We start from the raw sequence: 24,096 nt of genomic DNA, 5'->3' as shown, positions 1-24,096 counted from the left end.
GAATTTTATTTTTTTTTAGGGTTGTAAGTTCTTCTGGCAATAAGTACTAATTCATAACCACATGGTTTGAGATATCTTTTTAATGTTTCAATTTTTGGATTACCTCTATTGCCGTTCTCTAAATTAGATACATTACCTATTGAAATATCAGTACTCAGACTGATATCTAACACACGTAAATTAGCTTTTAATCTAACGTTTTTCAATTTTGTTAAATCATTAATAATAATGTCATCATTTTTAATATTTCTAATATTCATTGTCCTCATCCTTATCCTTATTCAAATTAATTAAATATCTATTTCATCTAATAAAATTGATGTGTTTTCGATATTACAATTAACGTGAAAATTAAATATCCAGTTTTTAAAACTATCGTTATAAATAAGTGTATCTATCGGTAAATTGAATAAATTTTTAACTTTTTGTTTTGTATTAAAAACATGAGTTACCGTTGTGTTAGCTAAACGTGCAATTAATTTTGATTCAAATTTAAATATAAGAAACCATAAAATATTTTTTTCTTTTGTACTTAATTTGTCTAATAATTCAATTGATAAATCAACATTATTATTTTTTATGATGATAAAATTGAGAGGAATTGTTTTAAATTCATTTCCCCAAAAAAATACATTATTATCATCAAGAGAAATTTTATTTATAAGATAAAATTTACACATATTATCGATACTATAATAATCTAACGTTGTAATTTTCTTTTTTTGACTTAGTAATTTATTGTAAAAATTGAAAACATTAATATTTTCATCATTAGTGAATATTTCAGCAGTTTTATCATTTAGAGGCGTAAACTTTTTATTTTTTTCTCTTATTCCGACTATATCAAATACTATATTTAACTTTGTATAAAGTTGTTGATAATTACTCTTATAATTAATATTATCTACCACGCCAACAATCCTTGAAGTTTAGTTGGTTTTCGTCCTTCGTCCTTGTTTTTCCACACAGGTAAGGGCGATCCTTTTTTGTAAATAAATTTTATTTTTTTTCCTTTTTTCTTTTATCTCCATCACCTTTTAATTGTTCAAATACTTCAGGTGATAAGCAATAAAATGCTTTTTTATTATGATTTAAAATTAATAAAATTTGATTTTCTTTCATAAAAGACATCGGATTTTTTTTAAAATCCGAAATACCTATTATGTTTTGTTCAATTATCATTTTTACTCCTTCATATTGTGTGTTTTTTTGATTTAAATTTAGACCTAAATATAAACCCAAAAAAAGTAAAAATCAACAAATATAAAACGTTGATCAATTGTTAATTAACTGTTGATCAACAACTGATTTATATACAAATATAAATTAGATTTTAGTCTATAAGATAATTTTAAAACGTTTAAAATTTAACTCATTATTTATTGGTATAGAAGGGGATGTGGATGCTTATGTATGAGAGAACAATAACAATTACATTAATTCTGGATGAAGAAACTAATAAGGCATTAATTCAAGCTACTAAAAATTCAAGAAGATCTAAAAGAACCGAAGCAACAATTAGGTTAAAAGATCACTTAAAAAAATATCCCTTCTCAAATGATAACTTTAGCCAAATTCAGAATGAAGGATAATCAAAATGAGCATTACAAAAGAATTGTTAATAACGTTAGCAATGCAATGTTCACCTAATATTCCTGTTGATGAAATACTTTTGCTTTCCGAAATAACATCAAATCATACACAATTTTTAGTGACGACGATTGGTGAAAGTATTGACTATAAAAATGAACAAGAAGCAAAAAAGAAATTGAAATATTTTTTAGAAGAAAAGAAACCAGTCCAAATAGGAGCATTACAAGTAAATTCTTTATTGTTTGAAAAATATGATGTCGATCCGATGGATGGTTTCAATGTATGTAATGCTCTAAAAATCACCGAAAAAATTCTTAATGAATGCACGGTCGAAGAAATGGAAAAGGATCATTTCACTGATGATGAACGACTACGAGGGGAGCTTAATTGCTTTATATCAGCAAATGATGTAGGCAACTTAGAAAATGATGATAATCATCAAGCTATGCAAAAAAGATTAAAAAAAAGTTTAGAAAATTATTCAAAAGGAGGTAATCAAGAAAAAATTATCGAGGCAAAAAAAGAAAAAGATATACAACAACAATCTAAAAAACGCTCAGTTGTGAGTGATGTAGAAACCCCCCTCAAAAACAAAGAGGTTTGGGATGTTTTTGGGGATTTTTAAAAATTATAAAAGGTTTTTTATGAACAGATTAAAATTTAATAAATTTCAATTGGTTATTTTTACTTTATTAATGTCATTCATTAACGTTGCTTCAGCAGCGGGAGGATTACAAGCTGGTACTTCTGCGTTAACAGAATTTAAAACTTGGTTATTCAGTATAGCTGGGATCGGTGCATTAGTTTATCTAATTTACAATATTACGATGGCATTTATGGAACGTAAACAATGGAATGAAGTTGGAATGGCTTTTCTTTATTGTAGTGTAGCTGGAGGTGCATTAGTTGGCGGGAACTGGATGTTAACACTTTTCCAATAGAAAAAGGGTTTTAATGACCCTTTACAAAGGTATTGTAATGGAAACAGATAAAAAAGTAGATGAGTATATTACTTATAACGGTTTTAATCGACCTGCTTTAGTGATGGGGGTTCCGCTCCTTTTATTATTAGGGATAGGTATGTTTGGAATGTTCGGTTTTTTTCTTTGTTTTGTTTTGTTCGGTTTTCTTAAAGCAATAATATTTCCTTTTATATCTGGAATGATTTTTTTTATTGTTAGGGCTATGTGTGAAACTGAACCAAATGCAATGAGAATTACAAAGTTGAGATTGAATGGTTTTTTACTGAAAGTACTACAACGTAACAACGTTATTAGTTTTCATTGTGGAGATATGTTTATAAGGCGTAAGTATGAAAAGCAAAAATTCAAATTCGAAAATTAGTAAAGAATCAAATCAACAATCGTCATCGATAGACAAATATATCCCAGACTACGGTTATCACTTGAGCGATAATATTATATCAATTGGTAGTAATAAATTATTGTGTACATTAGTTATTGATGGTATGCCATTTGAATCGGTTTCAGATAATCAAATTGAGTTAGCATTTTTAAACTTCAAAGATTATCTTACTGTATTAGGTAAAGAATATGGTGGTTCATTGGGAGTGTGGACACATCTAATTAAGAAAAAGGTAAAGTTAGATACAAAATACAATTTTGAAAATAATCTTTTTGCTCAGAAATTTGTTAATAAATATTGCAATCTATTCGATAACAATAATTTTTTTAAAACAGAATATTATGTCAGTTTCGTATTAAAAACGTCGGATATTATTGAAGGCATGGAGTTTTTGAACACAATAATAGAGCAATCCAAAGCCGTTTTAAAAACATTTAGTGTTACTGTTTTAGGAAGAAATGGTTTCAAATCAGAGATTGCGGAGTTTTTAGCATATTTACTAAATAATCAGTCACTTGATATTCCGCTTTCTGATACACCTATTCGACAACAAATACCCGAAAGTGAATGGTATTTTGGGTATGATTTATTGGAAATTAGAAATAAATCAACAACAAAAGTAAAGTATGCAACAAATTATATTCTGAAAGGTTTCTCTTTTAGAACAGTAATGGGCCAATGGGATTTTCTTTTAACGTTGCCTTATGAGTTTGTACTCACACAATCTTTTATTTTTGCATCAACAACTAAAGTCCAGAAACAAATAGATCAACAAATAAATCAATTAGAATCATCCGGAGAAATGAGCGAAGCTATAGATGAACTTCTAATTGGTAAAGCTACTCTAGCTGAAGGCAAGGCAATGTTCGGTAGTTATCAAAGTTCTTTGACTGTTTTGGGTGAAACAGCTAAAGAAGCATTGGACGGAGGGACAAAAGTATCCAGTGAATTTTTGACTAGCGGGGGGGGCTTCAGTTTGATGAAAGCAACTATTGAGGGTTATCAAGCTTTTCTTAGTTGTTTACCCGATTCAAATTTGCGTCCCCTTGATTCTAGAAGAACTACAACTAATTTAGCATGTTTGTTTTCGATGCATAATTATTCATTCGGTAAAGAAAAAGGTAATCCGATTGGTGATGGAACGGCTATCATGCCTCTTAAAACTATTGCTGATGGATTGTATTTTTTTAATACCCATTATAGTCATCCTCATAAAAATGTTACAGGAAAAGCTATTGCTGGTCATTTTCTATTACTTGGTGCTACAGGTGCGGGCAAAACAACATTAGAAGGTGCAATAGCAACTTTTTTACAGCGATTTCATCCTATGATGTTCGGTATTGATTATAACCGTTCTCTTGAAATGACCTTCAGAGGTTTTGGTGGGGCTTATTTTTCTATAAAAGAAGGTGAATTTACTGGTTTTAATCCATTCCAGCTTGAAGAAGTTGCTAGTGATAGCTTGAAATCATTCTTATACCGTTGGGTTGAGTCTTGTGCTAGGGATGTAGATGCTAGAGTGACAGATGAAGACGCTGAAATAATTAGACGTTCTGTTAATGCTGTTTTAGAAATGCCTTTATTTATGCGTCGATTCGGTTTACTACTTTCGTCAATTAATAAAGGTTCAAGTCTTCGTTTACGTTTAAGTAAATATTGTGAAAGCGAAGGTGGAAAATTGGCTTGGGCGGTAGATAGTCCGACTAATACATTTAATCCTATTCATTATACAAAAGTAGGTTTTGATACTACTGTCGTACTTGAGAAAGACTCATCGGGTAATGACCATCCGGCATGTGAGCCTCTATTAGCAGTTTTGCTATATTATAAGCAGGTAATGCAACAACATAATGCGGGTAGGTTGATGCTAACGTTAATTGAAGAGTTTTGGAAACCTGCGAACTATCCGACCACACAAGAATTAATTAAAAGCACGTTAAAAGCTGGTCGTATTAAAAATGAGTTTATAGGACTTGTTTCACAATCTCCTGCGGATGCTATTAAATGTAACATTTTTGAAGCTATTGTTGAGCAAACACCGACAAAAATATTCTTACCAAATCCTGATGCCGAATATAAAAATTCATATGAGAAAGTCGGCCTAACCGTTAAAGAGTTTGATCGATTACGACGTTTAGATCTTGCTAGTCGTACATTTCTTATTAAGCAATCTAATTCATCATGTTTTGCAAAAATGGATCTAGAAGGTTTTGACGAATATTTACCAATCATATCCGGTACACATAAAGGAATTGAAATTTGTGAAAGAATTAGAAAAGAGGTTGGAGATGATCCAAAAATTTGGATGCCTATTTTTATAGAAGAAATATTACGAAAGGAGTAATAATATGAAAAAATTGTTTTTATTTACGTGGTTAGTCATTAGTTTTAATTCCTATTCAACTGGTATCCCAACCGTTGATGCAGCTGCAATAGCTCAAACGGTACAAAATGCATTACAGCAGGCTCAACAAGCGTTGGAGCAATTAAACGCTTTAAAAGAACAAATTGAAGAAGCAAAAAATATTAATGAAAAATTGAAAAAAGAATCAGAAGAGCAACTTCGTCGATTTGAGGGAAATTGGGGGCTTGGTAATGTGTTTGTTGATCCTACTATTTCGAGTTATTTAAACATTGATGATTGGAAAACTGAGATGAATGATTCTCAAAATTTGTCATCATTGCGTGAAAAATTTGGGGTAACTTCTGAATCAGAATCATTTCAAAAAAACATTGATTCTTTGCTGGTTTCTTATGATCTCATGCAACAGTCATATGAAGCCAGTACAAAGCGAGCTGAAAACATCGTTGAATTAGCAAAATTGTTAAATGAAGCAAAAACACCGCAGGAAAAGGAAGATTTAAATAATCGTTTGGCTTTTGAGATAGCACAAAATCAAATTGATAAAACTCGAATTGATACGATGGCTATACTTTTAGAACAACAGGACAGACTTAAAAAAAATAAAATGGCTGTCGAGTTTGAAAAGTTTTATCGAGGTAAATAAGAATGGCTTTGGGCGACAGCGTTTTAACCAGTCTTTATAATAATGTGTCTAATCTCGTCAATTCACAAATAGCGTCTAATGTCACATCAATAAGCACTGCTATCTTGCCACTAATTCTTGCGGCAATCATGGCGTATTGTGTTTATGTTGCATGGCAAATTGTTACTGCTCAGAATGACATGTTTATAACGGACATATTGAAAAATATGGTGATGATTGTTCTGGTTGGCGCTGTTTGTTATTCGGCCGGATATTATCAAAAATATGTTATACCCTTTGTTTTGGAGGCGGGTGACAATCTAAGCTCCGCACTTTTCGGTAGTAATAGTGTAAGTACAACCATGTTAGATGAATTTATGGCATCGATCAATAAATCTCTTGAAAAGCTGCAAGAAAAAATGAAATTTGGATGGTCTGATAATTGGGGGTTAGCTATGCAAGCCGTTTTTTATTGGCTTTTACTTTGGTTAACATCTGCCGTTTTTGCGTTATATGCAACGGCATATTTGCTTGTTGCAAAACTAATGGTTGCTATTTTGATGTCTGTTGGTCCGATATTTATTTGTCTATCAATATTTCCAGCCACTAGAGGGATGTTTACATCATGGTGTAGTCAATGTGCTAACTATATTTTATTAACACTTGGATATTGTATTGTTTTGAAATTATTTATTTCATTTATCAATGAGACATTTGACACAGAAACATTAAAATTTGAGGGAGTATATCAAATCGTTATTGTGATGTTTATAGGCATTTATATTCTCGGACAAGTGGGAACATTGATTTCAAGTTTAACTGGTGGTGTGGGTATAAATAGTTTAAATGGCAATATGAATAGTATGTTAGGCCGTATGGGAGGCTTAGGTGCTAAGGCCGGTAAAAAATTGGCTAATAGTATAAGTGGTCTAATGAAAGGTAAAGGTAAAGGGGGATAAGTGGTTAATATGTTGAAAGTTCTATTATCGAGTTTTGTTTTTGTCAGTGTAATTAGTTGTTCTGCTCCTGTGCCAAAACAACCAAAGGGTAAGTGGGAAATGGTTAATCCTGCTATTCAAAAGCAAGGACAATTAAACACTGAGCAAGGAGTAAATAAGTGACAAAAGAATATTACGATGAAAATATAGAAAAAACACAAATGGCGTCAAAAGCATTGACGTCAGAACAGAAAAAAGAAGCTGATTTATATTATAAATCCATCCAGAATTTTATTGTGAATGAAAATGAACGTAATTCCAAATTCTTAAAAATGGGGTGGAAACTGACGATAGTGCTTGGTATTTGTTGTGTTTTGCAAAGTATTGCACTTACAGTCTTAACCCCTTTAAAAACTGCTGTTCCATATGTTATGCGAGTAGATTCAACAAGTGGTTATATTGATATTGCCAAACCTTTAGCTGACGATAAAGTCACATATGATGAGGTTTTGTCTAAATACTTTTTAAAAGAATTCGTCATTAATCGAGAGTCATATGATTGGGATACCATTCAAAATATGTTTGATATAACAAAGTTACTAAGTAATAACAATGTATTTTCTGAATATGAGTTTAATATTCAAAGTGCGTTATCTCCTTTAAAAGTCTTGAGAAAGGATAAAAAAATTGTTGTAACCGTTCGTGGGATTACATTCATTAATAATTTAGCACAAGTTCGGTTTGTAAAATTGGTTAAAAATAAAGATGGTACGCCAGCAGCTGGTTATAAGCCAACAACTTGGATAGCAACAATAGATTTTGATTATAAAAAAGAAATTAAAACTGAAGCGGAACGACTTGAAAATCCGTTAGGTTTTGAGGTTATTAGTTATCGGGTGGATGTAGAAAATGTCGAAGTTAAATAAATATCTTATTTGTCCTCTTATTTTTTGTATTTCAGTCTCTGTATTTGCTGAGATTAATCCGCAACGTACTCGTTATGATAAAAGAGTACAAGTTGTTAAATATAATAGAGATGATGTAACAAAAATCAGTGTTAAAGAAGGTGTTTCAACCCTTATTCAATTAGATAAATCAGAAGTTTTAACAACAAATAATGCCGGAATGGGGTTGGGAGATCCGCTTGCATGGAATGTTTCTGTTAGAGCTAATAATATTTTTATTAGACCGATTGCTAAACAACCTGATACTAATGTAACACTCGTTACTAATAAGCGAACGTATATTTTGAGTCTAAAAACAGCGTCTAGCGCAGATAACGCAAGCTGGCTTGTTAGATTTTCATATCCAGAAAATGAAGTAAACGAAGAACGAACTACACCATGTTCAACTAGTTTTATGAATTGGAATTACTATAAAAAAGGGGATAAAGAATTATCACCTTTAGCTATATGGGATGATGGACGTTTTACTTGTATGCGCTTTTCATCTTCAAAAGATTTACCGATTGTTTACAGAGTAATGGAAGATGGAAAAGAGGCTATTACTAATACACATCTAGAACGTGATGTGATGGTCATACATGAAATTAGTAATAACTTTATGCTTAGGCTTGGAGACAGAGTAATGGCCATAAAAACTAATAGTAGTATTCCACAGTCATACAATGACGATGGTACGACCACTGGAGAGAAGAGGGCTGTAATTAATGACTTCTAATGATCAAATTAATGATAATGAGGATTATATTCCCCCATTAACAGGCAAAGAGGTAAAAGATAGAGGAAAAATAAATGTAACAGGGCGTTCAAAAAATAAAAAAGTGATGATGTTAGTCGTATTACTATCAATCTTTTTTATAGTACTACTTATATTAAGTTCTATTTTATTTCGTACTAGTGAAGACTCATCATATGAAACTAAAAAAGATGAAGCGCTTAATGTTGGGGGGGACTATAACAATAAATCTAGTATTAATTCGACGATGGCTGAGATACTCAGACAAGAAGAACAGAGAAAACAGGAAGAGGCTGATAGAAAAAGAAAGCTAGAAGAGGCTGAACTCAAAAGAAAAGCTGAAGAAGAAGCACAGCGTCAAAAACTTTTAAAAGAAGCAGAGCTGTTAGCTGAGAAGAATAGCAATTCAGATTCACCCAATGGCAGTACCGGATCAGGTAATTCTAATGATAAACAACAGACCCCAGCTGATAGAAAGTTGTTGGGTGAGACACTGGTCGTTATCTCATCAGGTAATGAATCTAAAGAGAGTTCAAGTAGTGATTCCAGTTTGAATGATACATTGAGGGGTGAAGAATTCGAAAATGGGAGTATATCCCAGCTTGAAGATCTGAAGTTTTTGTTATCTAGAGGTACTTTATTGCCATGTGTGTTAAAAACAAAAATTGTGACTGATTATCCAAGCGTGCCTATATGTATTCTAACTAAAGATATTTATTCAAGTAATGGTGATGTTTTATTATTGCGAGCAGGAACCACGTTTATGGGTGAACAGAAAAAAGTTATAAAACAAGGAAAAGCTAGAGTATTTGTTAACTGGACTACAGCACAGGACGGAAAAATCCGTATTAAAATTGATAGTCTGGGAACAGATACGCTTGGTGCAAGTGGTGCACCTGCTTGGGTTGACACTCACTTTTGGGAGCGTTTTGGTGGAGCTATTATGTTGTCTTTTGTAGATGATGCTTTTAAAACTGTATCTAATAATTTATCGAAAAGTGATAACCGAATCAGTTATGATTCGACAACCGACTCCATGAATAACATGGCATCAATTGCTCTTGAAAATACTATTAATATACCGCCTACAGCATATATAAATCAAGGGACGATGCTTTATATTTTAGTGCCTCGTGATGTCGATTTTAGAGATATATATAGGACAGTAAGAAAATAGGAGATAGCAATGATCAATAAAATAACCATAGTTGAAAAGCTGAGTAAAAATCCAATTTTACATTATTTAACGGAGGGAGTCCCGAGCGTAACACTTAGTGTTACAACTAATTATGAGATGGTTGGATAAATCTAATGAATATTCCACATAATAAGTTGATGGCATATCAATTTCTTAAGAAAATTGGTATTCAGGAAATATTAGATCTAGAAGGAATAACCGAAGTAGCTGTTAATCAGCCTAATAGAATTTGGTTTGATCGGGGGAATGGCTGGGAATTTATAGATGAGCCTAGAGTAGATTATGCGTCATTAGAGCAATTAGCAACGGTTTTATCTGTTATGAGTAACGATGGTATTCCTTTAGATTTTAATAATCCAGTTTCGTCAGTTATTTTGCCGGATGGCGAGCGGGGACAAATTGTAATTCCACCAATGGTCGAGGATGGTAGTATATCAATGACATTTAGAAAGCCCTCAAAATCAAGGTTTACCTTGTCTGACTATGAAAATACGGGAAGATTAAGAGGCTTCAAATATGCAAGTCGAGCAAGTAATGATTTAACTGATCAACAGGCGATCTTATATAAGCTTTATAAGGAGGAAAAAATAAAAGATTTTTTCACTATGGCTGTTGAAAATCGCCTAAATATTTTGCTTGTTGGGGGAACAGGTTCAGGTAAAACAACAATAATGAAGGCATTAGTTGATCTTTACCCTCCAACAAGAAGAATATTTACTATTGAAGATGTTCATGAGCTTGATTTACCCAATCATCCCAACCATTTACATCTTTTCTATAAAAATAAAATTCGTCCTCCTAGATACGTTATTGAATCATGCATGCGTATGAAGCCAGATCATATATTTTTAGCTGAATTACGTGGAGATGAAGCATGGAACTATATTGAAGCATTAAATACAGGTCACTCGGGGAGTGTAACCACTACACATGCAAATGATTGCTATAGTGCATTTAGTCGTATTACTGGACTGGTCAAGCAATCAGAAGACGGCAGAACATTAGATTATGATCACATTTTTAAGATCGTTAGGTCGTCAATAGATATTGTTTGTTTTTTTAAAGGTTCGTTTTTAAAAGAAATATTTTTTGATCCTATGGAAAAAAATGAAATTTTAGCAATGGGTTAAACATGATTAGACAAAAAAAAATAGGCTTATTCTGTTTCTCTTTACTGGTTATTTTAGCATTTACTATTGGTAGTCAGTATGTGGCTGGCCTCATCTTTATGAAAATGAAAGGGTTAGATTTAGCTTCTCTAGGGATTTTTAGTTTTTGGAAATATTACTTTAATTACCGCCAATTTGACAGTAATCAAGTTGCATTTATTTGTGGTTTCATTGGTATGGTCATTACTTTTTTATTGCCGTTCTTTTTTACCATATTTATTTTATTAAATTTACGAAAAAAGGAAGAATTGTTTGGAAGTGCAAGACTTGCAAATGATATGGACTTATCTAAAAGTGGACTTTTTCCTTCCGATAAAGAACTGATAGAAAGTAAACATCCTGCTGTATTAATCGGTAAGATGCATAAAGGACGTTATAAAGGTAAGTTTTTGCAATTTATTGGCCAACAATTTATTTATATTGCCGCTCCGACTCGATCGGGAAAAGGGGTCGGTATTGTTATACCAAATCTTCTAAATTATCGAGATAGTGCTGTAGTTCTCGATATTAAGCTGGAGAATTTTATTTATACGGGAGGATATAGAAAATCTAGGGGACAAGAAGTATTTTTATTTTGTCCTGATGGTTATTCATTCACTGATGCAGAGTTTAATAAATTCAAAAGCTCAGATAAATTCAAATCGATGTCTGAAGAAGAACAAAATGACATTATCAATAGATATGAAAAAGGCGAGCTTCTGCGATCTCATCGATATAATCCTTTAACTTATATAAATCGAAATCCTAATTTTAGGGATGGCGATATTATGATTATTAGTAAGATTTTATATCCAAATAGTGGGGGAGATAATGATGTATGGAATGAACTAGCAAGTAACCTATTCAAGGGTTTAGTGTTGTATATGCTCGATCTCGAATACACTGGCATGCCAGTTACTATGGCCCAATTATTAAGTCTAACTTCACCAGCGCAAGGTTTGGCAACATGGATGGACGAAGAAATCGAAATTGCAGATCTAAAAGGTCGGCCACTTTCAGATGGCTGTATTGCTGAATTCCGGCGTTTCATTGCTACGCCAGAAAGAACACAGGGTAGTATTTTATCTACTCTTACCGCTCCACTATCCATATTTACTAATGCAGCTTGTAAAGCTGCAACTTCCGGTGACGATTTTGATTTGCGTGACGTTCGAACTAAGAGAATGTCTATTTATCTCGGACTTGCTCCGACTTCATTAATGACTTATGCAAAATTGACAAATCTTTTTTTTAGTCAATTAATTTCTGTTAATACTAAAACATTACCGGAACAAGACCCATCTTTGAAATATCAGTGTCTGTTAGTATTAGATGAATTTACATCTATGGGTAAGGTTGAAATAATCGAAAAATCAATTGGTTATACAGCTGGATATAATCTCAGATACATGATAATTATACAGGCTAGGGGACAAATAGAAAACGATAAACTTTATGGAAAGGAAGGAGCTAAAGTATTAATAGATAACTGTGCAGTACAAATAAATTATCCGCCAAAATTAGTTTCTGATGATGCAAAAATTATCAGTGAAACCATTGGTAAAAAAACAGTCAAAGTAAAAAATAAATCAAATTCACGTTCTAAAGGTGGAGGATCTAAAAGTGATAATTTTTCGGAGCAGGGACGGGATGTTTTATTACCACAAGAAGTTGTAGAACTTGGCTCAGAAGTTTATACAACTCGTGCGGGTAAAAAAACTAATTTAGGGATTAATGAAATAGTGATCATGGAAAAAGTTCGCCCTTTTATTGCCCATAAAATAGTTTATTTTGATGAACCGGCTTTTATTGAAAGAAAAATTTTTTCTGAAAACAACATTATAGATGTTCCCTTACTAAAATTTAATTCATTTAGACCTACTCATATAGTTTAAAGATATGATGTACCAGAAACAAAGGAGAATCAATTATGAAAATGAAAAAACTACTAGTTGTTCCATTAGCTGTTTGCTCAATGTTAATAGCACCATCGGTATTTGCTAAAAGTGATCCGTGCAAAGTTGTTATGTGCATGTATGGTAAAATGAATGGGGCAAATCCATCCGAATGTTCTTCAGCAGTAAAAGACTTTTTTAGTATAATTTCTAAAAAACATGGAAAATTTAATATTGGTCGTACATCTAGTGCTAGAAATAGCTTCTTAAACAGCTGTCCTACCGCTGATCCAAAAATTGTTAAAAATATTATTTCTAAATTTGGGGCTTTAAGACGTTAATTAATAGATAATTTAAAAGCCCTTTAGGGCTTTTAAAGAAAAATATTTGAGTATTCAAGCAGAAAATCCAGAATTAGGGAACGCTATTGCTGATGCTCTTGGAAATTCCGAAAAAACTGGTTATTATAAATGTGGTGATGATACTTTACCTAGTATGTTGGGCATTTATTTGTGTTACCATCACTGGGAAAGTATAATTCTGATTATAAAGAATGGAATTTATCATTGCTTCTAATATTAACGATAAATAACAATTTTCTATAGTTCTAAGCTCTGCACTATCGTGTTTTTTGGATTTATCTGATGAAGTTAAATTTTAAAAAATTGAAAATGATATAAATTAATTGGAGAAAATAATGATGTTAAAAAAAGTAATTGCAGTTTGCCTTTTTTCTATTGCCCTAGTTGGTTGTAATGATAATGTTTCAGGAAAATTTTCTGGAACGTGGGTTGAGCCTAATCCTAACTCTATTTCGAGTACTGTTACAATTACTGCACAAGGTGATCATTATGAAGTGAATCATGTAGATCCTATGATAAATAGAAATTCAACATTTGATGTGAAGGAAGATTCTAATTATTTAAGAAGTATGAGTAGTAATCGTATCGAATACACTTTAATCTCACCAAATGAACTTGCGTTCGGTAATAATAAAAAAGTCGTGTGGATCAAGAAATAAAAATCTTATGATATCATGAATGGTAATTGTTACCATTTATGGTTGACTAAAAATTTGTTATAATTACCACCAGTCAAACTTTTCATGGTTTTGCCCATAGTCGGGACATATAAATTTATATCTTGTGTACATTCCCTTTGAAATTAGTTTTATTATTGATAAATCATAATTTCCTACCATCTAAATTGAATTACTGTTAACTGTTTTTGACATTTTGTTAATTAAATTAATATTATTTTTAGGTGTTTGGTTTATTTGGTAAATCTTCATGTTGTAATTAACTTTAACTATTTGAGCAGCCATATTTTCTGAATATTTTTTATTCTACAATATTTCAAATCCACTAATTAGTAAGTTATATACAACTTGCTGAAACAAGCTATCTTTTATAATGTAGTGTCTCATTTATTGACCTTTTCCGCCTTGTAAACAGTATTTGATGGCATCAATTTGATTGATGCTATTTTTTTGATCCAAAACTCTATTATGATATCGGCTTCTACATTTTAATCATGCTCATAATGTTGCCAGACATGGCATGTTTTATGAGCGAGTTTTGATAGCGTTTCAGCCAGCGAACGATTTACAAAATAATTTGCTTTAATTTTAGTTCACTAATTGTTGATTAATTTGTCAAACGATCAGCAGAAAAGTATCCAAATGTGTATTCATCAGATTGTGATTAGAAGATTTGCCAATTCATTATTGAATAGATTTTCATTAGAAAAATTATATGATTACTTTAGCTCTTGATATGCAACTATTGATAGTTTAATCATTTGTAATGATTTTTTTAAATTATTGTGTTGGAAAATACAAAAAAAGTAATCCTTAAATAATTTTTCATTAATCACTCCCTTTATATAGCTCATTAAAGTATACTCAATTACAACGTATTGTTTAATTATGTATTAAAGGACGAAAAATGTTTTCTATTTATCAATTAAAATCGCGCTTTCAAGCATTGCTTCGTCCTTATGTGAAGTTGCTCTATGATTCACAAATAACTGCCAATCAGGTGACATTAGGTGCTTGTGTTGGGTCGATATTAGTTGCTATGTTTGTTGGTTATTTTGCAGATCATCTATGGTTATTTTTGTTAATACCATTATGGATGTTTATTCGGATGGCACTCAATGCGATTGATGGTATGCTAGCAAGAGAATATAACCAAAAATCAAATCTTGGTTCGTATTTAAACGAGATTTGTGATGTGGTTTCTGATTCTGTATTACTATTAATCTTTACTCAATTGAATCAGGTCAATAACAGTTTAGTTATTTTAGTCGTTTTGTTATCTTTTTTAACTGAGTTTGCTGGAGTACTCGGTGTGATGATAGGTAGCTCACGACGTTATGATGGCCCCATGGGTAAAAGTGATCGGGCTTTTGTTTTTAGCCTAATAAGTTTAGGCATTTCTACCTATTTGTTACCACTTGATTGGCTTAATACTGTATTGTGGCTAATTATCTTTTTGTTATTAATTACGGTAGTTAATAGAGTTAGAAAGGGATTGCAAGAATCAACAAATATCAAGGATTAGCTTATGCGTGAACAGCAGCAAAAAACATTTATTAGTCATGATGGTTGTCAATTATTTTATCGTTATTGGCCAGCTGTTGAGACTAATGATCAAAAGACTTCAAAAGCCATTGTACTTTTTCATCGAGGTCATGAACACTCTGGACGAGTAGCCCATTTGGCTGATGAACTTGATTTACCTGACTACCATATTTTTGCTTGGGATGCGAGAGGAAACGGTCAATCAGAAGGTGAGCGTGGTGATGCTCCCAATTTTGCCACGCTAATTAAAGATGCTGATTGTTTTATTAAGCATATCATTGAGGAATACTCTTTGAGTATGCAAGATATTGCCGTTATCGCTCAAAGTGTAGGGGCGGTAATTGCAAGCGCTTGGGTGCATGATTATGTGCCAAATATTCGCGCCTTGGTTTTAGGATCACCCGCATTTAGCGTTAAGTTATATGTACCATTAGCTGTGCCAGGACTTAAGTTACTGTATAATCTAAAAGGAAATTTTTTCGTAAATAGTTATGTCAAACCGAATTTATTAACGCATGATACTAGTCGGGCTGAATCTTTTAATAAAGATTCATTAATTACTCGACCTATTTCAGTTAGATTATTGCTTGATCTTTATGCGGTATCAGATCGAATTGTTAAAGATGCCAACGCCATTACTGTTCCCACTCAATTACTCGTTTCTGGCTCTGATTTTGTGGTGCGTCGTAAACCACAGAAAATCTTTTATGATAATCTAGGAACAAACCAAAAAGAGTTCCATATCTTACCAAAATTTTATCACGATACGTTTGGCGAGAAAGATCGTTACATGGCTATCGATAGGGCGAGGCGGTTTATACAAGGCTGTTTTGCAAATCAACCCAATGTTCCGGTATTAACAAATGCTGATCGAGTTGGTTATACTCGCATGGAAACCGATAAATTAGCATTACCGCCTTCTGGATGGATTAAGTCATGGTATTGGAAGTGTGTTCGAGCGACCTTAAAACATGCTGGTAAAATGTCTGATGGTATCAAGCTAGGCTTAGAAACAGGATTTGATTCGGGTAGTACACTAGATTATGTTTATCGAAATGAACCTTCTGGTTCCTCTAAACTCGGTCAATTTTTTGATTATCTCTATTTGCAATCTATTGGCTGGAGGGGTATTCGACAACGTAAAAACCATTTAGAGCAATTGTTAAAGCAAACTATTGAAAAGCTACAATCTGATGAAGTTAACATTGTTGATATAGCTGCAGGACATGGTCGCTACATTCTAGAAACGATTAATCAAATTGCCCATAAACCAAATTCGGTTCTATTACGTGATTATAGTGATATCAATATTCGTGATGGGCGTATACTCATAGAACAACAAGGTTTAAGTGATATTGTCCGTTTTGAAAAAGGTGATGCATTTAGTCGTAATGAACTTTCACAATTATCTCCAAAACCTAATTTAGCGGTGGTTTCAGGTTTATATGAATTGTTTGATGATAATCAGTTATTACGTGAATCTTTGTTAGGGTTGTCCGATGTGATTCCAGCAGGGGGATATTTAATTTATACCAATCAACCTTGGCATCCTCAACTTGAATTTATTGCTAGAGCTTTAACCTCTCATCGAGAAGGAAAAGCATGGATTATGCGACGACGGACTCAGCTTGAGATGGATCAGTTAGTTGAGGAAGCTGGATTTACTAAAGTTACCATGTTGGTAGATCAGTGGGGTATTTTTACCGTTTCGCTTGCGCAACGAAATTCGAATTAATTATGCTAAAAGTATTTAACCGGCTTAACTTTTATAAGTGTATATGGTTAGTCGGTTTATCGGTGTTCTTTTTTACTAGTTACAATTTTGCTAACTGGTTTACGTCTCAACGTGAGGGGATACCGAGTCTATTTTTTAGTTGGGAACGTAATATTCCACTTTGGCCATGGACGATTGTTCCTTATTGGTCTATCGATCTCATGTATGGTTTTGCCATTTTACTAACATCTTCATGGCAATCTCTTAAGACTCTTGGTTTACGGCTGTTAACGGCGCAAGTCATTTGTATTATTTGTTTTTTGCTTTTTCCACTGAAATTCTATTTTGATCGTCCGGCTTTGGACGGATTTTTTGGATTGATGTTTGATATTTTGATGGGATTTGATAAGCCATTTAATCAAGCTCCTTCATTACATATTACGTTATTAGTTATTTTATGGCAGTTTTACGCTAACTATTTTCGTGGATTGAGTCGTTATTTTTTACATATTTGGTGCTTGTTAATTGGACTTTCAGTTTTAACCACTTGGCAGCATCATTTTTTTGATATTCCAACTGGATTATGGGTTGGGTGTTTTTGTATTTGGTTATGGCCAGATAAGAGAGAAAAACAGATGAAACATCGACCGTCAAGCTATTGCTGGGCATTGATTTATTTTGGTTTGAGCTTGTTATCACTGGCCGTTGTTGTCTATTATTCTGTATGGGCTCTATTATGGTTGGCAGGTGCTTTGTTATTGGTTGCTGCTAACTATTTGTTCTCATCAGGCTTTCAAAAACAACAAAATGGCCATTTTAAGCTTCCCGTTATTTTCCTTTTTTTCCCATATTTTATCATTATGTGGCTAAATTCAAGGATATGGACAATCAGACATCAAACTGATGATTTGATCGTTGATGAAGTTTATTTAGGCCGCATTCCATCCAGTCAAAGCTTAAAGCAAAATCATTATAATTCCGTGGTAGATTTGTGCGCCGAGTTACCAATTGGACATTTTAAAGGTGCATATACTCTTATTCCCGTTTTAGATATGACCCCACTTTCGCAGGAAGAGTGTCAACAAGCCGCGAAAACTATTGAACTTTATCATCAACAAGGTAAATTATTAGTTTGTTGTGCTTTAGGTTATTCTAGAAGTGCAACCGCTGTTATTGCGTGGTTATTATGGACGAAAAGAGCCAATAATCTACAAGAAGCAATAAACAAAGTAAAAGCCTGTCGGAATTCGATTGTTATATCTAACCAACAACAATTGATTTTATCCAATTGGTTTTCAACGATTAAAGAAGGGATAGGGAGATGTTAAGTTCGGACCCATTGCAAAATAGTATTAGCAAAACCGATTTGGAGATATTTTGTCATTATTTATCAATTAGCAGACAGATTGATATTTATTCTATGCTTTTATCAGTATTGGGTGCTTTTGTTGCTTTGATAAGTTTTGGGGAAGGGGCTTTAACTATTTTTTGTTTGATTATTTTTCTCCTTGGTTTAGTAAGTAAATATTACGCTATAAGAGTCGCTTTTGATAAAAAGTTATTTGAATATTTAGCCAATCATTCAGACCATTTGCAAAATGAGTTGTTGGCGATGGATAAGGCGTTAATCAATTTAAAACTCATTAATGCTCCAACATTAAGGACAGTGGATGATCGCCAAAAGGGAGTTTTATCGCTGTTAAGATTCCAAATAATTTTATTTTTATTACAAAATTGTTTAATCGTTTTTGCTGTCATTAATGGTATTATCAATAATTAACGGATTTTTTTGTAACATTACACACAAGGAGAATTAAGATGTCCCATTATCAATATGATACATTTTTATTGTTTTTGGGCATCGGTTTGTTTTTGTTGATGGCATCGATAATTGGTCAGCTTCTAAAATACCGCTGCAAATCCCCCAGTATTGATAATTTAAATGCTCGAATTAATGCATGGTGGGTGATGGTAGCCATTATTGGTGGGGCTTTTTGGTTAGGTCAATTGGCAGTGATATTTTTGTTTTTTATTGTTTCGGGATTAGCTTTAAGTGAATTTCTTATTTTAACACCGATTAATCGCTACGACTATTTTGCATTAATTTTTGCATTTGGTATCGCTTTACCTGTGCAATATATTTTGGTCGCTTATGCTTGGTATGGTCTATTCAGTATCTTTATTCCAGTTTATGCGTTTTTGTTCCTGGCAATATTTGCTACGATTACAGGATCGACCCGAAATTTTTTAGAAAGAATAGCGGATGTACAATGGGGATTGATGATTACGGTTTATTGTATTTCATGTGTGCCAGCATTATTAGTGTTAGACATCGAAAATTATCAAGGTCGTAACCTGTTGTTAATCGCTTATCTAGTACTCGTCGTTCAGCTATCAGATGTATTGCAATACGTTTTTGGAAAATTATTTGGAAAACATAAAATTAGCCCAAATGTCTCACCAGCGAAAACGATAGAAGGGTTTGTTGGCGGTATTTTATCAGCCAGTTTTATTGGGGCATGTATGTTCTGGATCACGCCTTTTACTTTTCTGCAATCGGGTTTAATTTCGCTAATGATTACACTCTTGGGCTTTTTTGGGGGATTAGTGATGTCTGCCATCAAACGTGATAGGGGTGTAAAAGACTGGGGAAGGCTTATAGGTGGTCATGGAGGAATACTTGATCGCTTCGATTCAATCTGTTTTGCTGCTCCAATTTTTTTCCATGTGGTGAGATATTTCTGGGTAGAGTAATTTTAGTATTATTAATAAACAGCTATTAATAATCAGAATGTTATGAATAAATTTCAAAAATTAACGCTAAAAAAGAGCAAAAAAAATGAATTTATGATATAAATACAGGTATCGTATTAACGTTAGATATAAGTAAGGACATATAATATGCTAAAAGAGCAAATGGTAGTAAAAAATTCAACTGGTTTACATGCCCGCCCAGTAACGACACTTGTTAAATTAGCTGGTCGTTATAAATCATCAATTGAACTTGTTTATAACGATAAAGCTATTAAATTAAAAAGTATGATGGGTTTACTTGGTGCTGGCGTTAAAGGCGGTTCAACTGTTGAAATCATCTGTGATGGTGAAGATGAAAAAGCAGCTATGGATGAAATCCGTGAATTATTTGCTACAGGTTTTGGTGAATAATTTTAAGCGATTTTAATCAAGTTTTATTACTTAAAAATAAAAATCCCGTCGACCTTGGTCGACGGGATTATTTTTAAAGGGCATGAACTAAATACTTTTAAGTAGACCTAATAGAATTATCTAATCTTTGATAATTGAATCCAATTCCGAATGATCAATTGATGGTAATGTTGTTGTAAAAAATCGAGTTAAATAAACTAGATAACAGAATCCAAAAGCCAACCAAATCAATCCAACCATCATTGCTGTCGATTCAAGGCTAGTCCATAGCCACAACGAAAGTAGTAAACCAATTGCAGGCATTAGTCCATATTTTAATAGCATCAACACTGTTTTCTTGGTTTCACCACCTAAGTAGCTTTTGATAACGCATAGGTTGACAAAGGTAAAAGCGACTAATGCACCAAAACTTATCATCGATATCACTAAGGTTAAATCAAGAACCAAAGAGAATAATGAAAAAATAGAAACAAAAATTATTGATAAGTAAGGTGTTCTAAAACGTGGATGAATTCTATAGAAGATTCGTTTAGGTAATACACCTTCACGTCCCATAGCATAAAAAATTCGAGATACACTAGTTTGTGCTGTCATTGTTGAGGCAAATACACCAGTTAAATATGCTGTTTGGAAGAAATTATATATAAAATCATTACCAAAATTGCCAAGAATATTGGTTAAATGACTTATACTGTCAACTCTGTGCATTACATCCAAACTCGCTGTATCTCTATTATCAACAAAATCAGTCCATTGCGGATACGCTAAATGCGCACAATAGGAAACAACTAGGAATATACAACCAGCAATAAGTACGGTGCCAATAATAGCTCTTGGTAAGGTTTTTTTCGCTTCATTTGATTCTTCAGCCAGTGTCGCTATTGCATCAAAACCTAAAAATGCAAGGCATAATATGGCGGCTCCGGAAAATAAACCACTAAAGTCATCTGGTGTAACTGATATTGGTTTTAGCATCGCTTCGGGTGTTAAATCAACATTTATTAACGTTATAATAATAAACAATACGATAAATAACGCTTGAAATAAATTTAAAGTGATATTGGCCCAATTGATTAACTTGATACCAAGATAATTTAATATACTGACACCCATAATCGATACTAATACAAATACATAGGCTGGAATATTCTCAAAGTGCTCATGTAGATATATTCCTAAAACCAAATAATTTAATATTGGTAAAAATAGGTAATCAAGAATTTGTGCCCAACCAACTAAGAAACCAACTTTTCCACCAAAAGTTCGTTGTACATAGGTATACGCCGAACCAGCAATAGGGAGTTTATTTGCCATTCGGCAGTAACTCAATGCTGTGAAAAAGATCATGGCAAGGGTGATGATGTAGGCTATAGGTAAGTGTCCATTACTGACAACGGTAACTTCCCCATAAGTGGTAAAGATCCCTAAAGGAACCATATAAGCTAAACCAAATGCAATTAATGCAGGTGTGGTTAAAACTCGTTTCATTTTTATTGCGGACATGATTTATTTTTGCTCCTCTGTCCCAAAAAACAATAAAAAACTACTAAGTATAGTTTTGCCTTTTACCCGCTTGAAGCGGCAGGGAATTCTGCCACATTATCATAATTATGCAAGCTAATTTTTATTATATTGACATTTAATTTAGTAAATTCTGGATTTAACCATTTAATATGAATTATTTCTGAACAATTCTTAATAAAAATAGATTTTTTAGACTCAAAGAAAGTGATTTATATTTAGGTTAAGCTCTCTATTATGAATAAGAATAAAAATAGATTAAACCAAGGTTATTTGCCTATAAAAATAAATCGCATTTTTAATTTCTGAAGAAAGGGAAATATTAAGGATTTGATATAAAGTAATGAGAAAATATATTTATAGGAATATTATGGTTAAATACTTTTCTAATAATAGTGACATTTTTATGTGATCCAATAATTGGCGTGTTAACAATTTTTTCAACTCCACATACGCATAAGCCAGTTAAAAGTACATTGTTAACGAGTAATAGAGAGTAAGCCTATTCTTTTCTTGTCAGTAGGCAAAATAAAAAAATTATTATATTTAAGGAAATTTAGGGAACTTATGAAAAACATCCCCCTTGTTGCATTAACTGCATTATTCTCGACGACGGTTTACGCTAATCATTGCGCTACCTATTATGAACAAAAAGATTTTGATAAAGCTTTTATTGCTTGTAATACTGAGGCTAAGCAGGGAGATAGGGAAGCTCAGTATAATTTAGCACTAATGTTTTACAACGGCGATGGCGTTGAAGAAAATATTGAAAAAGGACTATATTGGGAAACAAAAGCAGCGGAAGCTGGATTTGCTCAAGCGCAATTTGATTTAGCATATAATTATTACATAGGATGGGATATCGAAGTCAATAAAGAGAAAGCACTATATTGGTATACTAAAGCCGCTGAACAAGGGCATAGTGAAGCGCAATATAATTTAGGGGTTATGTATGGTAATGGGGAAGGCGTCGTACAAAATATTGAAAAAGAATTATATTGGTATACTAAAGCCGCTGAACAAGGTCTTAGTAATGCACAATTTAATTTAGGGGCTATGTATAACAGAGGATTCGGTGTCGAAGTCAATAAAGAAAAAGCCCTATATTGGTTTACTAAAGCCGCCAAACAAGGGTATGGTGACGCGCAATATAATTTAGGCCTTATGTATTACAAAGGGGAAGGTCTCGAAAGAAATATCGAAAAAACATTATATTGGTATACTAAAGCCGCTGAGCAAGGCGCTAGTTATGCGCAATTTAATTTAGCACGTTTGTATGAAGTCGGAGATGGTGTCGAGGTCAATAAAGAAAAAGCGCTATATTGGTATACCAAAGCCGCCAAACAAGGGGATGGTGACGCGCAATACAATTTAGCACGTATGTATGAAGTCGGAGATGGTGTCGAAAACAATAAAGAAAAAGTACGGAGTTGGTACACCCAAGCAGCGGAACAAGGTCATATTTTTGCGCAGTTAGAGTTAGCATATATCTATGACCAAGGAGATGGTGTTGAAGTCAATAAAGAAAAATCGCTAGATTGGTATACTAAAGCTACCAAACAAGGAAATGGTGATGAGCAATATAATTTAGCACGTATGTATGACCAAGGAGATCGTGTCCAAATCAATAAAGAAAAAGCACTATATTGGTACACCAAAGCGGCGGAACAAGGGGATATCTCTGCGCAATTAGAGTTAGCCTATTTGTATGACCAAGGAGTTGGTGTCGAAGTTAATAAAGAAAAAGTACTATATTGGTATTCTCAAGCTCAAGTTCTATCTCTAGCTCAAGAAGAGGAAGATGAGTTTATGGTAGATCAATATTATTTGGCAAGTATTTATGCTGAAGGTGATGGGGTCAAAGTTGATAAAAAGAAAGCATTATATTGGTACACAAAAGCAGCGGAACAAGGGTATAGTGAAGCGCAATATAATTTAGGACTTATGTATCACCACGGAGACGGAGTAAAAAAAGATATAGCGTTAGCAAAAAGGTATTTTAAGCAAGCTTGTTCGCTTGGTTTTGATAAAGGATGTGATGATTATAATTCCCTGAAATAAACACGATTAATTCATATTGAAAATATATATGCTAAAAATGTCTTATATATTAAGACAATTTTTTATACAGACTCAAAATGTCATTGATTCTGTTATCCCAATCTTTTTTGATATAGATTGATTTAACAGTGACTTTTTAATTAGGCCCAAGATATTTGGTTGATATGATAACATTTTATTAACTCCATATACCGATAAACGATTTAAAAGTACATTGTTAACGAGTAAT

The 24,096-nt window shown here is 32.9% G+C and carries 26 protein-coding genes; 22 read left to right on the top strand and 4 right to left on the bottom strand.

Features of this window, described 5'->3' with window-relative positions; translation table 11 throughout:
• Positions 1-5: 5 nt before the first annotated feature.
• The 3 genes from J3U09_RS01345 to J3U09_RS01335 form a co-directional block, all read right to left on the bottom strand.
• Positions 6-260 carry a helix-turn-helix domain-containing protein gene (locus J3U09_RS01345; protein WP_065734177.1) on the bottom strand — a complete coding sequence of 85 codons (255 nt, stop codon included), beginning with the start codon at positions 258-260 and terminating at the stop codon, positions 6-8.
• Between the two features lie 30 nt (positions 261-290).
• Complete coding sequence (locus tag J3U09_RS01340) at positions 291-911, bottom strand: hypothetical protein (RefSeq protein WP_267353369.1); 621 nt, start codon at positions 909-911, stop codon at positions 291-293.
• An 88-nt stretch (positions 912-999) separates the two neighbouring features.
• Complete coding sequence (locus tag J3U09_RS01335; protein WP_267356787.1) at positions 1,000-1,182, bottom strand: hypothetical protein; 183 nt, start codon at positions 1,180-1,182, stop codon at positions 1,000-1,002.
• A 221-nt stretch (positions 1,183-1,403) separates the two neighbouring features.
• Here J3U09_RS01335 and J3U09_RS01330 point away from each other — a divergent pair, with 221 nt between their 5' ends.
• The 21 genes from J3U09_RS01330 to J3U09_RS01230 all read left to right on the top strand — a co-directional run bounded on the left by J3U09_RS01330 (position 1,404) and on the right by J3U09_RS01230 (position 20,285).
• Positions 1,404-1,592: a TraY domain-containing protein gene (locus tag J3U09_RS01330; RefSeq protein WP_218060055.1), complete on the top strand. Its 189-nt coding sequence runs from the start codon at positions 1,404-1,406 to the stop codon at positions 1,590-1,592.
• Positions 1,593-1,597: 5 nt separating this feature from the next.
• A complete protein-coding gene (locus J3U09_RS01325) occupies positions 1,598-2,218 on the top strand; it encodes a hypothetical protein (protein WP_267353324.1) in 621 nt (206 codons plus the stop codon).
• Positions 2,219-2,288: 70 nt separating this feature from the next.
• Positions 2,289-2,534 (top strand): conjugal transfer protein, encoded by a 246-nt coding sequence (locus tag J3U09_RS01320; protein WP_065734910.1) that lies wholly within the window; start codon positions 2,289-2,291, stop codon positions 2,532-2,534.
• A gap of 37 nt (positions 2,535-2,571) precedes the next feature.
• Complete coding sequence (locus J3U09_RS01315) at positions 2,572-2,937, top strand: VirB3 family type IV secretion system protein (RefSeq protein ID WP_065734900.1); 366 nt, start codon at positions 2,572-2,574, stop codon at positions 2,935-2,937.
• A complete protein-coding gene (locus tag J3U09_RS01310) occupies positions 2,906-5,302 on the top strand; it encodes a conjugal transfer protein (RefSeq protein WP_416380018.1) in 2,397 nt (798 codons plus the stop codon). Before J3U09_RS01315 ends, J3U09_RS01310 begins: the two co-directional genes overlap by 32 nt.
• Positions 5,303-5,306: 4 nt before the next feature.
• Positions 5,307-5,966, top strand: a complete 660-nt coding sequence (locus tag J3U09_RS01305) for a type IV secretion system protein (protein ID WP_267356786.1) — start codon at positions 5,307-5,309, stop codon at positions 5,964-5,966.
• Positions 5,967-5,968: 2 nt separating this feature from the next.
• On the top strand, positions 5,969-6,904 hold the full coding sequence (locus J3U09_RS01300) for a type IV secretion system protein (RefSeq protein ID WP_267353321.1): 936 nt from the start codon (positions 5,969-5,971) through the stop codon (positions 6,902-6,904).
• A 9-nt stretch (positions 6,905-6,913) separates the two neighbouring features.
• Positions 6,914-7,066, top strand: coding sequence for a hypothetical protein (locus tag J3U09_RS01295; RefSeq protein WP_176713965.1), 153 nt, complete (start codon positions 6,914-6,916; stop codon positions 7,064-7,066).
• Positions 7,063-7,809 (top strand): virB8 family protein, encoded by a 747-nt coding sequence (locus J3U09_RS01290; protein WP_267353320.1) that lies wholly within the window; start codon positions 7,063-7,065, stop codon positions 7,807-7,809. Before J3U09_RS01295 ends, J3U09_RS01290 begins: the two co-directional genes overlap by 4 nt.
• On the top strand, positions 7,793-8,563 hold the full coding sequence (locus J3U09_RS01285; protein WP_267353319.1) for a TrbG/VirB9 family P-type conjugative transfer protein: 771 nt from the start codon (positions 7,793-7,795) through the stop codon (positions 8,561-8,563). Before J3U09_RS01290 ends, J3U09_RS01285 begins: the two co-directional genes overlap by 17 nt.
• 106 nt (positions 8,564-8,669) lie before the next feature.
• Positions 8,670-9,758: a type IV secretion system protein VirB10 gene (virB10, locus tag J3U09_RS01280; protein WP_267356785.1), complete on the top strand. Its 1,089-nt coding sequence runs from the start codon at positions 8,670-8,672 to the stop codon at positions 9,756-9,758.
• Between the two features lie 134 nt (positions 9,759-9,892).
• Positions 9,893-10,909 carry a P-type DNA transfer ATPase VirB11 gene (gene virB11, locus J3U09_RS01275; protein WP_267353317.1) on the top strand — a complete coding sequence of 339 codons (1,017 nt, stop codon included), beginning with the start codon at positions 9,893-9,895 and terminating at the stop codon, positions 10,907-10,909.
• Between the two features lie 2 nt (positions 10,910-10,911).
• Positions 10,912-12,822 (top strand): type IV secretory system conjugative DNA transfer family protein, encoded by a 1,911-nt coding sequence (locus J3U09_RS01270; RefSeq protein ID WP_267353316.1) that lies wholly within the window; start codon positions 10,912-10,914, stop codon positions 12,820-12,822.
• Positions 12,823-12,863: 41 nt separating this feature from the next.
• Complete coding sequence (locus tag J3U09_RS01265; RefSeq protein WP_267353315.1) at positions 12,864-13,163, top strand: TrbM/KikA/MpfK family conjugal transfer protein; 300 nt, start codon at positions 12,864-12,866, stop codon at positions 13,161-13,163.
• A 356-nt stretch (positions 13,164-13,519) separates the two neighbouring features.
• Positions 13,520-13,843 (top strand): hypothetical protein, encoded by a 324-nt coding sequence (locus J3U09_RS01260; RefSeq protein WP_267356784.1) that lies wholly within the window; start codon positions 13,520-13,522, stop codon positions 13,841-13,843.
• Between the two features lie 925 nt (positions 13,844-14,768).
• Positions 14,769-15,386 carry a CDP-alcohol phosphatidyltransferase family protein gene (locus J3U09_RS01255; protein ID WP_267353313.1) on the top strand — a complete coding sequence of 206 codons (618 nt, stop codon included), beginning with the start codon at positions 14,769-14,771 and terminating at the stop codon, positions 15,384-15,386.
• Between the two features lie 3 nt (positions 15,387-15,389).
• Positions 15,390-17,141: a bifunctional alpha/beta hydrolase/class I SAM-dependent methyltransferase gene (locus J3U09_RS01250; protein WP_267356783.1), complete on the top strand. Its 1,752-nt coding sequence runs from the start codon at positions 15,390-15,392 to the stop codon at positions 17,139-17,141.
• 2 nt (positions 17,142-17,143) lie between these two features.
• Positions 17,144-18,448 (top strand): phosphatase PAP2/dual specificity phosphatase family protein, encoded by a 1,305-nt coding sequence (locus J3U09_RS01245; RefSeq protein WP_267356782.1) that lies wholly within the window; start codon positions 17,144-17,146, stop codon positions 18,446-18,448.
• The gene (locus J3U09_RS01240) at positions 18,442-18,900 is read left to right on the top strand and encodes a hypothetical protein (protein ID WP_267338567.1); all 459 of its coding nucleotides are present in this window, start codon (positions 18,442-18,444) and stop codon (positions 18,898-18,900) included. Before J3U09_RS01245 ends, J3U09_RS01240 begins: the two co-directional genes overlap by 7 nt.
• A 38-nt stretch (positions 18,901-18,938) precedes the next feature.
• Positions 18,939-19,874 (top strand): phosphatidate cytidylyltransferase, encoded by a 936-nt coding sequence (locus J3U09_RS01235; protein WP_267356781.1) that lies wholly within the window; start codon positions 18,939-18,941, stop codon positions 19,872-19,874.
• 147 nt (positions 19,875-20,021) lie between these two features.
• On the top strand, positions 20,022-20,285 hold the full coding sequence (locus J3U09_RS01230) for an HPr family phosphocarrier protein (RefSeq protein ID WP_065734887.1): 264 nt from the start codon (positions 20,022-20,024) through the stop codon (positions 20,283-20,285).
• A gap of 120 nt (positions 20,286-20,405) precedes the next feature.
• Here the strand turns inward: J3U09_RS01230 and J3U09_RS01225 are convergent, their stop codons facing one another.
• Positions 20,406-21,788, bottom strand: coding sequence for an APC family permease (locus tag J3U09_RS01225; protein ID WP_267356780.1), 1,383 nt, complete (start codon positions 21,786-21,788; stop codon positions 20,406-20,408).
• A gap of 585 nt (positions 21,789-22,373) precedes the next feature.
• Between J3U09_RS01225 and J3U09_RS01220 the strand changes: the two genes are divergently transcribed.
• Positions 22,374-23,867 carry an SEL1-like repeat protein gene (locus J3U09_RS01220; RefSeq protein WP_065563488.1) on the top strand — a complete coding sequence of 498 codons (1,494 nt, stop codon included), beginning with the start codon at positions 22,374-22,376 and terminating at the stop codon, positions 23,865-23,867.
• The last annotated feature ends 229 nt before the right edge of the window (positions 23,868-24,096 follow it).

Source organism: Gilliamella sp. B2889 (assembly GCF_026536885.1).
In the GTDB taxonomy this organism is placed as follows: Bacteria; Pseudomonadota; Gammaproteobacteria; order Enterobacterales; family Orbaceae; genus Gilliamella; species Gilliamella apicola_E.
This window is presented reverse-complemented; position numbering and strand designations above follow the sequence as displayed.